Genomic DNA, 13,396 nt, shown 5'->3' on the forward strand with positions numbered 1-13,396 from the left:
CCGGCTCCAGCTCCGGCGGCGCCGGCTCCAGCTCCAGCGGCTCCGGCTCCAGCTCCGGCGGCGCCGGCTCCAGCTCCGGCGGCTCCGGCGGCTCCAGCTCCGGCGGCTCCGGCACCCGCCGTACGGGCTCCGAGCGCCGGCGCGGTCGACACGGCCATGTCCTTCGCCACCCAGCAGATCGGTGATCGCTACGTGCTCGGCGGCTCCGGGCCGAACGTCTGGGACTGCTCCGGGCTGACCAAGGCCGCCTACGCGGCGGCGGGCGTCTACATCGGCTCGCACTCGGCCACCAACCAGTACCGCACCATGGCCAATCAGGGCCGCCTGGTGCCGTTCAGCCAGGCCCAGCGCGGCGACCTCGTCTTCTGGGGTGGTGGCGGCGACTACTACCACGTGGCGCTCTACGTGGGCGGCGGCAGGATCCTCGAGGCCCCGAACCCGTCCGCGCCCGTGCGTATCCACAGCATTTGGTCCGTCGGCGAGGTGGCCCCCTACGTGGGTCGACCCGGCTGACCGTCCGTGCCGGATCATGAGAAAAGCCCCTTCCCGGACTCCGGAAAGGGGCTTTTCCCACGATTCGGCGAAGCGGATCGCCGGATTGCGTGGGTCGGGAAGGCTAGTGGGCCTCGTCCGCCAGCTTCGTGATGCCGTCGCGCACGATCTGGTCGGCCTCCGCGGCGTCGCCCCAGCCCTCGGTCTTGACCCATTTGCCGGGCTCAAGGTCCTTGTAGTGCTCGAAGAAGTGCTCGATCTCCTTGCGGGTGTACTCCGGGATGTCGGTGACGTCCTGGATGTAGTCCCAGCGCGGATCGCCGGCGGGAACCGCGATGACCTTCGCGTCGGAGCCGCCGTCATCGGTCATGTTGAACACGCCGACCGGGCGAACCGACAGGCCGACACCCGGAAACAGGGGGAACTCGATCAGGACCAGGACGTCGACCGGGTCGCCGTCGAGTCCGAGGGTGTTCTCGAAGAAGCCGTAGTCGGTCGGGTACACGAAGCTCGTGTAAAGAACCCGGTCCAGGTACACCCGCCCGGTCTCGTGATCGACTTCGTACTTGTTGCGGCTCCCGCGGGGGATTTCGATTACTGCGTCGTATGCGGCCATGGCCTGGTCTCTCCCTTGTTCACAGTCTGTCGATAACGTTACTGGATGGAGTCCCCACGCCGCCCGAGGCTCACCCCGGTGATCGCCGATCTGCGCCGCCAGGTGCGCGCCCTGCTCACCGAGGCGGGGCCTGCGCCCGGCGACGCCCTGGTACTGGTCGGCCTCAGCGGGGGAGCCGACTCACTCGCCCTCGCCGCGGCCACGGCCTTCGAGGCGCCGCGCGCGGGCCTGCGGGCCGGAGCGGTCATCGTCGACCACGCCCTGCAGGCCGGCTCGGCCGGCGTCGCGGCCGCTGCGGCGCAGCAGGCCCGGGAACTGGGCCTCGACCCGGTGCTCGTCCTGCGGGTCACGGTCGAGCACGGCGCGGATGCCGGCGGGCCGGAAGCGTCCGCCNCGACCCGGTGCTCGTCCTGCGGGTCACGGTCGAGCACGGCGCGGATGCCGGCGGGCCGGAAGCGTCCGCCCGCACCGCCCGGTACGCGGCCTTCGACGAGGCGCGCCGGGAGACCGGCGCGAGCCACATCCTGCTCGGGCACACCCTCGACGACCAGGCGGAGACCGTGCTGCTCGGCCTCGCCCGGGGATCGGGCCCGACGAGCCTGCAGGGAATGAAACCGGTTGGCGGGCCGATCCTGCGTCCGCTGCTGGGCATCCGTCGCGCCCAGACCCGGCAATTCTGCGTGGATTCCGATCTGCACCCCTGGCAGGACCCGCACAACGACGATCCGCGCTTCGCCCGGGTGCGGGTGCGCCAGACCGTGCTGCCGGTGCTCGAGCGGGAGCTGGGACCCGGCGTGGCCGAAGCGCTCGTGCGCACAGCCGGGCAGCTGCGCGAGGATTCGAGCGCCCTCGACGACCTGGCCCGCGTCCTGAGCGAGCAACTGAGCGAGCAACTCACCGCGCAACTCGGCGCGCAAATCGGCGAGCGAGCCGATCCCGGCATCCGGCTGGAGGCGAGCCGGCTTGAGGCGAATCCGCCCGCGGTGCGCCAGCGGATCATCCGGTTCGCGGTCGAACGGGAGTTCGGGGTGTCCCTGGAACGCGTGCACACGCTCGCCGCGCTGCGCCTGGTCACCGACTGGCACGGGCAGAAGTCGCTCGACCTGCCAGGCGTTAGAGTTGAACGGCAGGACGGCTGGCTGATTTTCACCGCGCCTGGACACGCCCCGAGCAAAGGACTCTCCCGCTCCCATGGAACCCCGCGACATTGAAGGCGACCTCACCGAGATTCTGATCGAGGAGGAGCAGATCCGCACCAGGCTCGCCGAGCTGTGCCGCCTGATCGAGGCGGACTACGCCGGCAAGGATCTGCTGCTGGTCGGCGTGCTCAAGGGCGCGGTCATGGTCATGGCCGATCTGGCGCGCGAGCTCGTGCATCCGATCACGATGGACTGGATGGCGGTCAGCTCCTACGGGTCCGGCACGCAGTCCAGCGGCGTCGTGCGCATCCTGAAAGACCTTGACACCGACCTGCACGGCCGCAACGTGCTCATCGTCGAGGACATCATCGATTCCGGTCTGACCCTGTCGTGGCTCCTCTCCAACCTGAAGTCGCGCGGACCGGAATCCGTTGAAATCTGCGCCCTGCTCCGCAAACCGGATGCCGCACGCGTCGACATCGACGTGAAATACCTCGGGTTCGACATCCCGAACCAGTTCGTCGTGGGCTACGGTCTCGACTTCGACGAGCGCTACCGCAACCTGCGCTCGGTGGGCGTGCTCGCTCCGCACATCTACAGCTGAGGCCGGTAGCGCTTTGGGCGAACACACGGTCTTCCTCCAGCGGCGTCACGGTAGCCTGTCACCACGATGAAGGTCAAGAAACTACTCCGCGGGCCGCTCCTCTACATTCTGCTGGCGATTGTTGCCGTGTGGATAGGGTCGAGCCTGATCACCATGTCTGGATTCAAAGAGATTCCCACCCAACAGGGTCTGGAGTTCCTGAAAGACGGGAAGGTTTCCGAGGTCACGATCGTCGATGGCGAGCAACGCGTCGACCTGATCCTGACCAAGGCGGACAAGGACCTCGGCACCGAGGTTCAGTTCTACTACGTCGCCCCGCGCGGCGAAGAGGTCATCACGGCCGTCACGAACGCCAGCCCCGCGGACGGCTTCACCGACGAGGTGCCGAAGTCCAGTTGGTTCCTGTCGTTGCTCGGCATCATGCTTCCCCTGCTCCTGATCGGCGCATTCTTCTGGTTCATGCTCGCAGGCATGCAGGGCGGCGGCAACAAGGTCATGCAGTTCGGCAAGTCGAAGGCCAAGCTCGTCTCCAAGGAGAGCCCGCAGGTGACGTTCGCGGATGTCGCCGGGGCCGACGAGGCCATCGAGGAGCTCGAGGAGATCAAGGAATTCCTCAAGGAGCCGGCAAAATTCCAGGCTGTCGGGGCGCGCATCCCCAAGGGCGTGCTGCTCTACGGCCCTCCCGGAACCGGTAAGACCCTCCTCGCCCGCGCCGTCGCCGGCGAGGCCAACGTGCCGTTCTACGCCATCTCCGGCTCCGACTTCGTGGAGATGTTCGTGGGCGTCGGCGCGAGCCGCGTGCGTGACCTGTTCCAGCAGGCCAAGGAAAACGCCCCGGCCATCATCTTCATCGACGAGATCGACGCCGTCGGCCGCCACCGCGGCGCCGGCATGGGCGGCGGGCACGACGAGCGTGAGCAGACCCTCAACCAGCTGCTGGTCGAGATGGACGGCTTCGACGTCAAGGCGAACGTCATCCTGATCGCGGCCACCAACCGGCCCGACATCCTCGACCCCGCGCTGCTGCGCCCCGGCCGCTTCGACCGCCAGATCGGCGTGGACGCGCCCGACATGCTCGGCCGCAAGCGCATCCTCGAGGTGCACTCCAAGGGCAAGCCGATGGCTCCCGGCGTCGACCTCGAGGTTCTGGCACGCAAAACGCCCGGCTTCACCGGCGCCGACCTGGCCAACGTACTCAACGAGGCGGCCCTGCTCACTGCGCGCTCCAATGCGCAGCTGATCGACAACCGCGCCCTCGACGAGGCCGTCGACCGCGTGATGGCCGGTCCGCAGCGCCGCAGCCGCGTCATGCGCGACAAGGAGAAGCTGATCACCGCGTACCACGAGGGCGGCCACGCCCTCGTGGCGACCGCGATGCGCAACACCGACCCGGTCACCAAGATCACGATTCTGCCCCGCGGACGGGCCCTCGGCTACACGATGGTCATGCCGGTCGAGGACCGCTACTCCGTCACCCGCAACGAACTGCTCGACCAGCTCGCCTACGCAATGGGCGGCCGGGTGGCCGAGGAGATCATCTTCCACGACCCCACCACCGGCGCCTCGAATGACATCGAGAAGGCCACCTCCACCGCGCGCAAGATGGTCACCGAGTTCGGCATGAGTTCGGCCGTCGGTCCGCTCAAGCTCGGGCAGGGTTCCGGCGAGGTCTTCCTCGGTCGCGACATGGGCCACCAGCGGGACTACTCCGAGCGGGTCGCCGAGAGCGTCGATGCCGAAGTGCGCCAGCTCCTCGAAGACGCGCATGACGAGGCCTACCAGGTGCTGATCACGAACCGGGTGATCCTCGACGAGCTGGCCGCCGAACTGCTCGAGCACGAGACGCTCGACCAGCACGCGCTGGCCGCGATCTTCACGAGCGTCGTGAAGCTGCCCCCGCGCCCGCAGTGGCTGTCCAGTGACAAGCGCCCGGTGTCCGACCTGCCGCCCATCGCGATGCCGGCCCCCAAGGCATCCATTGAAAGCGGCGTCGTCGATGGCGACTCCGCCGGCGAGACCGCGGCGAGCACGCCGGCCCGCACGCCGGCCCGCACCCCTCGCCCCGCCACCGCCTAGGCCCCCGGGTGGCAGTAGACAAGGCGCGGATCGAAGCCGCCGTCGCCGAGATCCTCGCCGCAATCGGCGAGGATCCCGACCGGCCGGGCCTCGAGGCCACTCCTCGCCGGGTGGCCGAGTCCTACGGCGAGTTCTTCGCCGGGCTGGAGGTCGACCCGGTCGACCACCTGCGCGACACGATCCCGGTGGGTCGGCACACCGGTGAGCTGGTGCTCCTGCGCGACATCGCCTTCCGGTCCGTCTGCGAACACCACCTGCTGCCTTTTCTCGGCATCGCCCACCTGGCCTACGTGCCGAACGAGCGGGTCGTGGGGCTGGGCAAGCTGCCCGCCGTCGTCGACACGATCGCCGCCCGGCCCCAGATGCAGGAGCGCCTGACCGAGGAGATCGCCGAGGCCCTCCACACCGGGCTGGCACCGCTCGGCGTGCTGGTCGTGCTCGACGCCGTGCACGGCTGCGTCACCGCGCGCGGCTCGCGCCAGACGGCCAGTTCGACCGTCACGATGGCCAGCCGCGGGTCCCTCTCCGATCCCGTGATGCGCGCCGAGATCATGGCCCTGATCGGCTCCGGCCGGTGACCCGGCCGCGCACCCTGGTCATGGGGGTGCTCAACGTCACCCCGGACTCCTTCAGCGACGGTGGCCGGTGGGCGTCGACGGATGCCGCCATCGCCCACGCCCTCGACCTTCACGCCCAGGGAGCCGACCTGATCGACGTGGGCGGTGAGTCCACTCGCCCCGGCGCCGGCCGGGTCGCACCCGCCGAGGAGCAATCCCGGGTGATCCCGGTGATCACCGAGCTAGCCCGGCAGGGACTGTCGATCAGCGTCGACACCCTCAACGCGAGCACCGCGGACGCGGCGGCCGCCGCCGGGGCGCAGATCATCAACGATGTCTCCGGCGGCCTGGCGGACCCGCTGATGGCATCCGTCGCCGCACGGAGCGGGCTGACGTACGTGGCCATGCACTGGCGGGCGCACGCCCCGAAGATGGACGACCTCGCCGTCTACGGCGACGTCGTCGCCGAGGTGCGGACCGAGCTGTCCGCCCGGGTCGACGCGCTGACGGCGGCCGGCCTGCCACGGGAGAAGATCGTGCTCGATCCGGGTCTTGGCTTCTCGAAGCTGCCCGAGCACAACTGGAGCCTGCTGGCGCATCTGGACGCCTTCGCCGGACTGGGATTCCCAGTCATGGTGGGTGCCTCCCGCAAGCGGTTCCTCGCCGGGGTGCTCCCGGTCGACGCGGGCGTGCTGGACCGCGATTTGCCGACCGCCGTGGTCAGCGTGCTGGCCGCGCAGGCCGGCGCCTGGGCGGTGCGCGTGCACGACGTCGCGGCGACCCGAGCGGCGCTGAATGTGCTGGCACTGGCGGATTCCGCCAGAATAGGACCATGAGAAGCGATTCCATCACGCTCACCGGCCTGCGGGTCAACGCCCACCACGGCGTCTACGATTTCGAGCGGGAGAACGGCCAGGACTTCGTCATCGACGTGACGGTCTGGCTCGACCTGCAGGGTGCCGCCGCGAGTGACGATGTGACGCAGACCATCCACTACGGCGAGCTGGCCGAGGAGGTGACGGATGCTGCCAGGCACAACCCCGTCGACCTGATCGAAACCGTCGCCGAGCGCATCGCCGCCGTGGTACTCGCCCACGACGCCGCCGAGAGGGTGCAGGTGACGGTGCACAAACCACAGGCGCCGATCTCCGTTCCGTTCACGGATGTCGCGGTGCAGATCGTGCGGACGCGCGCATGACCGGCGCATTCCACCGTGAGGGGTCGCGAATCGACCTTCCGGCGGCCGGCGAAGGTCGATTCGCGACCCCTCAACCGGCGCTGCTCGCCCTGGGGAGCAACCTCGGCGACCGCGCGGCCACGCTCACCGCGGCGATATCCGCGCTGGAGTCGGTGCCCGGACTGGAGCTAACCGGCGTTTCCCCCGTCTACGAGTCAGCGGCGATGAAGGTCGGCGGCGTCGATGACGACGCGCCCCGCTATCTGAACCTGGTGGTCGGCATCCGTTACACCGGGGACCCGCACACTCTGCTCGACGCGGTGAACGCCATCGAGAACGAGCACGGCCGGGTGCGGGTCGAACGCTGGGGCGACCGTACCCTCGACATCGACATCGTGGTGTTCGGCACGATCTCGCTGCACGACGACCGCCTGACCATCCCGCACCCGCGGGCCGCCGAGCGCGATTTCGTGCTGGCTCCCTGGCTGGACCTCGACCCGGCCGCCGTGCTCCCGGGCCAGGGCCCCGTGAGCGCGCTGCTCGCGGCGATCGAGACCACCGTGCAGCGGCACGCGGCACTGCCGTCGTCGGGCGGCAGCCGGTGAAACGCACTCAGGCGTCGGCGTTGGTCGCCCTGGGCCTGGTGGGCCTGGTCGTCGCATTCCTGCTCGAGCTGGCCGCCGTGGCAAGCGGCTCGGCGATGTTCCTGCCCCCGACCACCCTTCCGATCGCCCTGATCGCCATCGGTGTCGTCGTCCTGGCGCTGGCCCGGCCGATCCGCCAGGCCACACGCGGCCGGGTGGGCCAGCACGTCAACCCGTTCCTGGCCATCCGTGTGGCGCTGCTGGCGAAGGCGTCCGCGCTGAGCGGGGCGTTGCTACTGGGCGGCGGGCTGGGAATCGTGCTCTACATCCTGACCCGCTCGGTCGTACCGGCGGTAACATCGTTATGGCCTGCAATCGGGACGGCGGTGGGTGCCGCGATCCTCCTGACGCTGGGGCTCGTGGCCGAGCATTTCTGCACGCTTCCCCCCGATGACGACGATCAAGAGCAGGGAGAAGTGCGTGCCTGACGCGGCCGACCGACTGGACCTCCCCGATGTGGGGGAGTGGAAGCGCGTCTCGCCGCGCTACGTGGTGGTGGAGACGGTCGGCACGATCGTCTTCGGACTGGTTCTCGCGGCCGCGGCCGCAGCGGTGTGGTTGCTCCTGGACGTGCAGTGGGCGCTTTACGTGATCGGCGCGGTCGTGCTGATCACCGGGGCCACCGTCGCGTTCGAACCGCGCCGGGTGCGGGCCATCGGCTACCAGCTGCGGCGCGACGACCTGCTTTTCCGACGCGGCATCATGTTCACCCGGTTCGTGTCCGTTCCCTACGGGCGGATGCAGCTGGTCGACATCACCCGCGGCCCGATTGCCCGCTGGCTGGGGCTGGCAGACCTCAAATTCGTTACCGCGGCGGCCTCGTCCGGGGTCCTCATTCCCGGACTCCCCGAGGCCGATGCGGAGAGCCTGCGCGACCGCCTCGTGGAGCTGGCCGAGAGTCGTCGGGCCGGGCTGTGACCACGACGCTCGCCGACGGGGAATGGCACCGGCTGCATCCGGCCAGCCCGCTACTTCGCGGCGGCATTTTCATCGTCGCGGTGCTCGGCTTCATCATCGCCAACCTGCGCGAACGGCTGATCGACGTCTTCTTCGGGGTGCCGCGCTACGGCGGGGACCCGATCGACGCGATCCTCGAGCGCGGCGCCGTCGGCTGGGCGCTGCTCGCGGTCGCCGTCGTGCTCCTGCTGATCCTCGCGGTCTTTTACCTGTCCTGGCGCATGCACACCTTCCGGGTCACAGCGGAGGTCGTCGAGGTGCGTAGCGGAATGCTCTTCCGCAGCAACCGCCGGGCCCGCCTCGACCGCATCCAGGGCGTCAACATCGTGCGCCCGTTCATCCCGCGCCTGATCGGCGCCGCGAAGTTGGAAGTCAGCGTGGCCGGCCAGGACGCCAATGTGCAACTGGCCTACCTGGGGTCGGCCCTGGCAGACCAGCTGCGCCGGGACATCCTTCGCCTCGCGTCCGGACTGCGCCAGCAGGCCGTTCCCGTCCCGGAGGCCGCGCTCGCCCCGGATGTTGCGCTCGCCCCGGATGTTGCGCTCGCCCCGGCCGCCGGCGCCGGGCTCGGCCCCGAGCCGGTCTACGCGCCGGCCGCTGCCTTCAGCGTCGCCGACCGGGCCCGGGACTTCTTCGCGCCCGAACTGGACCCCGACGCGGCGCCGCCGGAATCGGTGGTGCGGATCCCGCTCGGGCGGCTGATCGGATCCGTCGTGTGCAGCGGCTTCACGGTCTTCGTCGTGCTCGCCGGGATCGCCCTGATCGTCAGCGTGACCGCCGGCGGCAGCGACTGGCTGTTCGTGGCGTTCATCCCCACCCTGATCGCCGGCGTCAGCTTCTACTTCACCCGCGTCACCAAGTCGCTGCGGTACAGCATCGCCGGCACCCCCGACGGCGTGCGGGTCGGCTTCGGGCTGCTCACCACCAGCAACGAGACCCTGCCACCGGGCCGGATCCACGCGATCGGAGTCTCGCAGCCCCTGCTCTGGCGCCCGTTCGGCTGGTGGCAGGTGCGCATCAACACGGCCGGCCATTCCAGCACCAAGGGCGCCGCGGGTGAGGCCAACACCACCACCCTCCCGGTGGGAACGCTCGCCGACGTCGCCCGGGTGCTCGAGTTGATCCTGCCCGGATTCGACTCGGCGGAGCAGCAAACCCTGATCGAACGGGGCCTGCGCTCGAAGGGCGGCGACGACGGCTTCACGAACGCTCCGCGCCGGGCGGCCTGGCTGCATCCGTTCTCGTGGCGCCGCACCGGCTACACCGTCTCGGACGGCATCGCCCTGCTCCGCCGCGGCGTGATCGCGCGGGAACTGGTGCTGGTGCCGCTGGCCCGGTTGCAGAGCGTCGCCATCTCGCAGGGCCCGGTGACACGGATGCTGCGCCTCGGTTCCGCCCGGCTTCACACCGTCGCCGGGCCGGTGTCCGCCTACCTCGGGGTGGTGGACGCCGCCGAAGCGCTGGTCTTCTTCGACCGGATCGCCTCCGGAGCCGTCTCGTCCGCCCAGGCCGACACCAGCCATCACTGGAACCAGCCGCACCAGGACCAGCCCAACGTAGAGCGGCCGCACCAGGACCATCCCGCCTGGTACCCGACGAACGGAGTCACCGAATGACGCAGCGGCCAGGACGCCTCGGAATCGGCATCATCGGCGCCGGCCGGGTCGGACCCATCCTCGGCGCCGCCCTCGCCGGCGCCGGCCACGCGATCGTCGGCATCTCCGCCATCTCGCAGTCCAGTCGCGACCGGGCCGAGGCGATCCTGCCGGGCGCACCCATCCTCACCGTTCCCGAGATCGTCGAGCGCAGCGAACTGGTCATCATCGCCGTGCCCGACGCGCAGCTCGAGAGCCTCGTCAGCGGGATCGCGGCCACCGGAACCTGGCAGGCCGGCCAGCTCGTGCTGCACACCTCGGCCCGGTACGGCACCGCGGTGCTGGCCCCGGCGCAGGCCGGCGGCGCGATCCCGCTGGCCATCCACCCGGCTATGAGCTTCACCGGCACCAGCATCGACCTGGCCCGCCTGGCCGACAGCTACTTCGCGGTGACGGCGCCCACGCCGGTACTGCCGATCGGCCAGGCGCTCGTCGTGGAGATGGGCGGTGAGCCCGTGATCGTGGCGGAGGCCGACCGGGCCGGCTACGCCGAGGCCGTGGAGACCGCCACGGCGTTCTCCACCTCGATCGTGGAGCAGGCCACCGGGCTGCTGGCCGGCATCGGCATCGAGCACCCCGGAGCGGTGATCGCGCCGCTGATGCGCTCCGCCATGGAGAACGCGCTCGCCCGCACCAGCCCCGAGCGCCTCGACCTGTCCCAGCTCGACGCGCTCGACGCGCTCGACGCGCTCGATGGCCGCGACCAGGACGATTTCGACGAATGACACAATCGCAACACACCGGAGGACGAGTGAACGTGCTCACCAAACCAGAAGTCATCGGCAGCATCGAGGAAATGCGGAGCCGCCTGACCGACGCGCGGAGCCGCATCGTGAGCGAGCGCGTCGAGCGCGGCGAGGCCGGGCTCGGGCGCCCCCGCATCGTGCTGGTCCCGACCATGGGGGCCCTGCACGCCGGGCACCTGACCCTGGTGCGTCGGGCCCGCAGCCTCGGCGACATCGTCGTGGTGTCGATCTTCGTCAACCCGCTGCAGTTCGGCGTCGGGGAAGACCTCGGCAGTTACCCGCGCACTCTCGAGGCCGACGTCGCGGCCCTGGCAGTGGAGGGCGTGCCGTTCGTCTTCGCGCCGACCAACCAGGTGATGTACCCGGACGGCGCCGCGTCCACCCGGGTGACCGCCGGTTCCGTCGGCAGTCTCCTCGAGGGGGCCGCGCGCCCCGGGCACTTCGACGGCATGCTCACGGTGGTCGCGAAGCTGTTCAATATCGTCGGCCCCGACGTGGCCGTGTTCGGCCAGAAGGACGCGCAGCAGGTATTCCTGATCGAACGGATGCTGGCCGACCTCGACTTCCGCACCCGCATCGAGGTCGTCCCGATCGTGCGCGAAGACGGCGGCCTCGCGCTCTCCAGCCGCAACCGCGCTCTGGAACCGGCGCAGCGCGCCGCCGCCCGGGCGCTGTCTGCGGGGCTCGAGGCCGCCGCATCCGTCGCCGGTCAGGGAGCCGAGGCCACCCTGCAGGCCGCCCATGCGTGGATCGACGCCCAGCCGCTGGTTAAACTGGACTATCTCGTTGTCGTCGACCCATTGACCTTCCTTCCGGTCGGGGCCCTGCATCACGGCCCGGCCCGCATGCTGGTCGCAGCGCTGGTCGGTCACACCCGGCTGATCGACAACGTGGCCCTGAACCTTCCCTAGGCCGTACCGAAAGCCCGAAAGCCCGACAGCCACCAGCCCGACCTTTCATCAACACGTCGTCACATCAATGAGCACGCGCGGGGGCGCCGGGCATCACCCGGCCGCCACCTGCCACGGAGAACCGCATGAGCGAGCAGAACCCAGTACCGACCGAGGCCGAAATCGTGGCCGCCGCAGTGGCGGAGGCCGAGACCAATGAGCAGAAGGTCGTGCGCCTGGCCAAGCGTGACCGGTTGAACGCCGCGGCGACCAGCCCCGCCGGCGGTGCCTACCCGGTGTCCGTGCCCGTCACCGACACGATCCCCGCCGTGCGCGCACGGTTCGGCGACCTCGCCGCGGACGCCGTCACCGGCGTCACCGTCGGCCTCGCCGGCCGAGTCGTGCACCTCCGCAACACCGGCAAGCTCTGCTTCGCCAGCCTTCAGTCCGGCGACGGCAGCCGAATCCAGGCCATGGTCTCCCTCGGTGAGGTGGGGGAGGAATCCCTCGCCGACTGGAAGGACCTCGTCGACCTCGGCGACCACCTCTTCGTCTCCGGTGAGGTCATCTCTTCCCGCCGCGGCGAGCTCTCCATCATGGCGACGGAGTGGCAGATCGCCGCCAAGGCGCTGCTGCCCCTGCCGAACCTGCACACCGAGCTCAGCGAGGAGACCCGCGTGCGCAGCCGGTACCTCGACCTGATCGCCCGTGAGCAGGCGCGCCGCAGTGTGATCCAGCGCTCGCAGACCGTTGCGAGCCTCCGTCGCACCTTCACCGACCTGGGCTTCATCGAGATCGAGACGCCCATGCTGCAGGTCATGCACGGCGGCGCATCCGCTCGCCCGTTCACGACCCACAGCAACGCGTTCGACACCGACCTCTACCTGCGGATCGCGCCGGAGCTGTTCCTCAAGCGCGCCGTCGTCGGCGGCATCGACCGGGTTTACGAGATCAACCGTAACTTCCGCAATGAGGGTGCCGACTCCACCCACTCGCCCGAATTCGCCATGCTCGAGGCCTATGAGGCCTACGGCGACTACAACTCGATCGCCGACCTCACCCAGACCCTGATTCAGGATGCCGCGCTCGCCATCGCCGGCTCGCACGTGGTGACCTGGGCCGACGGCACCGAATTCGACCTGGGTGGTGACTGGGACCGCATCGGCATGTACGACAGCCTGTCCGCGGCCGTCGGCTACGAGATCTCGCCGGCCACCCCGCTCGCCGAGCTGAAGGCGCTCGCCGACACGGAGGGGCTCGACATCGACCACCCCATCCACGGCAAGTACGTCGAGGAGTTGTGGGAGCATTTCGTCAAGGGTGGCCTGACCCGCCCCACGTTCGTGATGGACTTCCCGATCGACACCAGCCCGCTCGTGCGCGGCCATCGACAGCTCCCCGGCGTGGTTGAGAAGTGGGACCTGTACGTGCGCGGATTCGAGTTGGCCACCGGCTACTCCGAGCTCGTCGACCCGGTCGTGCAGCGTGAGCGTTTCGTCGAACAAGCGCGCCTTGCCGCCGGCGGCGACCCCGAGGCCATGCGCCTCGACGAGGAATTCCTGCGGGCCCTCGAACACGGGATGCCGCCCACCGGAGGCATGGGAATGGGCATCGACCGCCTGCTGATGGCGCTGTCCGGGCTGGGAATTCGGGAGACCATCCTGTTCCCACTGGTGAAATAATCACACCATGAGTTTTGAGCCTCCCCGCGAGCCTGCGCCTGGCGAGCCTGCGCCTGGCGTGCCTGCGCCTGGCGAGCCTGCGCCTGGCGTGCCTTCGGCCGGCGTGCCTGCGGCCGGCGTGCCTGCGGCCGGCGTGCCTGCGGCCGGCGTGCCTGCGGCCG

The 13,396-nt window shown here is 69.8% G+C and carries 15 protein-coding genes and 1 pseudogene; 15 read left to right on the plus strand and 1 reads right to left on the minus strand.

Features of this window, described 5'->3' with window-relative positions; all coding sequences use genetic code 11:
• Both E3O67_RS17235 and E3O67_RS05055 read left to right on the plus strand, forming a co-directional pair.
• Positions 1 to 185 (plus strand): hypothetical protein (locus tag E3O67_RS17235; protein WP_206750560.1); only part of this gene is annotated, 185 nt, incomplete at its 5' end.
• Entirely contained in the window at positions 157 to 513 is a 357-nt protein-coding gene (locus tag E3O67_RS05055) for a C40 family peptidase (RefSeq protein WP_135102143.1), read from the plus strand. The genes E3O67_RS17235 and E3O67_RS05055, both read left to right, overlap by 29 nt.
• Before the next feature lie 103 nt (positions 514 to 616).
• On the opposite strand, the gene E3O67_RS05060 is transcribed toward E3O67_RS05055, so the two are convergent.
• Positions 617 to 1,108 carry an inorganic diphosphatase gene (locus tag E3O67_RS05060; protein WP_134431967.1) on the minus strand — a complete coding sequence of 164 codons (492 nt, stop codon included), beginning with the start codon at positions 1,106 to 1,108 and terminating at the stop codon, positions 617 to 619.
• 45 nt (positions 1,109 to 1,153) lie between these two features.
• On the opposite strand from E3O67_RS05060, the pseudogene tilS reads away from it, so the two are divergent.
• The 13 genes and pseudogenes from tilS to lysS all read left to right on the plus strand — a co-directional run bounded on the left by tilS (position 1,154) and on the right by lysS (position 13,235).
• A pseudogene (gene tilS, locus E3O67_RS05065) lies at positions 1,154 to 2,319 on the plus strand (tRNA lysidine(34) synthetase TilS).
• Positions 2,300 to 2,851, plus strand: a complete 552-nt coding sequence (gene hpt, locus E3O67_RS05070; RefSeq protein WP_104169606.1) for a hypoxanthine phosphoribosyltransferase — start codon at positions 2,300 to 2,302, stop codon at positions 2,849 to 2,851. The pseudogene tilS and the gene hpt overlap by 20 nt, the downstream one beginning before the upstream one ends.
• 66 nt (positions 2,852 to 2,917) lie before the next feature.
• Positions 2,918 to 4,927, plus strand: a complete 2,010-nt coding sequence (ftsH, locus tag E3O67_RS05075; RefSeq protein ID WP_134431961.1) for an ATP-dependent zinc metalloprotease FtsH — start codon at positions 2,918 to 2,920, stop codon at positions 4,925 to 4,927.
• An 8-nt stretch (positions 4,928 to 4,935) separates the two neighbouring features.
• Positions 4,936 to 5,505, plus strand: coding sequence for a GTP cyclohydrolase I FolE (folE, locus tag E3O67_RS05080; RefSeq protein ID WP_134431958.1), 570 nt, complete (start codon positions 4,936 to 4,938; stop codon positions 5,503 to 5,505).
• Between the two features lie 20 nt (positions 5,506 to 5,525).
• Positions 5,526 to 6,320, plus strand: coding sequence for a dihydropteroate synthase (folP, locus tag E3O67_RS05085; RefSeq protein ID WP_134431969.1), 795 nt, complete (start codon positions 5,526 to 5,528; stop codon positions 6,318 to 6,320).
• Positions 6,317 to 6,682: a dihydroneopterin aldolase gene (folB, locus tag E3O67_RS05090; RefSeq protein ID WP_134431954.1), complete on the plus strand. Its 366-nt coding sequence runs from the start codon at positions 6,317 to 6,319 to the stop codon at positions 6,680 to 6,682. The genes folP and folB overlap by 4 nt, the downstream gene beginning before the upstream one ends.
• Complete coding sequence (gene folK / locus E3O67_RS05095; protein WP_135102145.1) at positions 6,679 to 7,266, plus strand: 2-amino-4-hydroxy-6-hydroxymethyldihydropteridine diphosphokinase; 588 nt, start codon at positions 6,679 to 6,681, stop codon at positions 7,264 to 7,266. The genes folB and folK overlap by 4 nt, the downstream gene beginning before the upstream one ends.
• Complete coding sequence (locus tag E3O67_RS05100) at positions 7,263 to 7,733, plus strand: DUF3180 domain-containing protein (RefSeq protein WP_134431949.1); 471 nt, start codon at positions 7,263 to 7,265, stop codon at positions 7,731 to 7,733. Before folK ends, E3O67_RS05100 begins: the two co-directional genes overlap by 4 nt.
• Positions 7,726 to 8,223, plus strand: a complete 498-nt coding sequence (locus tag E3O67_RS05105) for a PH domain-containing protein (protein ID WP_241979337.1) — start codon at positions 7,726 to 7,728, stop codon at positions 8,221 to 8,223. The genes E3O67_RS05100 and E3O67_RS05105 overlap by 8 nt, the downstream gene beginning before the upstream one ends.
• The gene (locus E3O67_RS05110) at positions 8,220 to 9,878 is read left to right on the plus strand and encodes a PH domain-containing protein (RefSeq protein WP_135102147.1); all 1,659 of its coding nucleotides are present in this window, start codon (positions 8,220 to 8,222) and stop codon (positions 9,876 to 9,878) included. The genes E3O67_RS05105 and E3O67_RS05110 overlap by 4 nt, the downstream gene beginning before the upstream one ends.
• Positions 9,875 to 10,642 carry a Rossmann-like and DUF2520 domain-containing protein gene (locus E3O67_RS05115; RefSeq protein ID WP_135102149.1) on the plus strand — a complete coding sequence of 256 codons (768 nt, stop codon included), beginning with the start codon at positions 9,875 to 9,877 and terminating at the stop codon, positions 10,640 to 10,642. Before E3O67_RS05110 ends, E3O67_RS05115 begins: the two co-directional genes overlap by 4 nt.
• 71 nt (positions 10,643 to 10,713) lie before the next feature.
• Complete coding sequence (panC, locus tag E3O67_RS05120) at positions 10,714 to 11,574, plus strand: pantoate--beta-alanine ligase (protein ID WP_241981988.1); 861 nt, start codon at positions 10,714 to 10,716, stop codon at positions 11,572 to 11,574.
• Positions 11,575 to 11,699: 125 nt separating this feature from the next.
• Entirely contained in the window at positions 11,700 to 13,235 is a 1,536-nt protein-coding gene (gene lysS, locus E3O67_RS05125; protein WP_135102153.1) for a lysine--tRNA ligase, read from the plus strand.
• Positions 13,236 to 13,396: the final 161 nt, after the last annotated feature.

This window comes from Cryobacterium sp. TMT3-29-2 (assembly GCF_004564305.1).
GTDB classification, from domain to species: domain Bacteria; phylum Actinomycetota; class Actinomycetes; order Actinomycetales; family Microbacteriaceae; genus Cryobacterium; species Cryobacterium sinapicolor.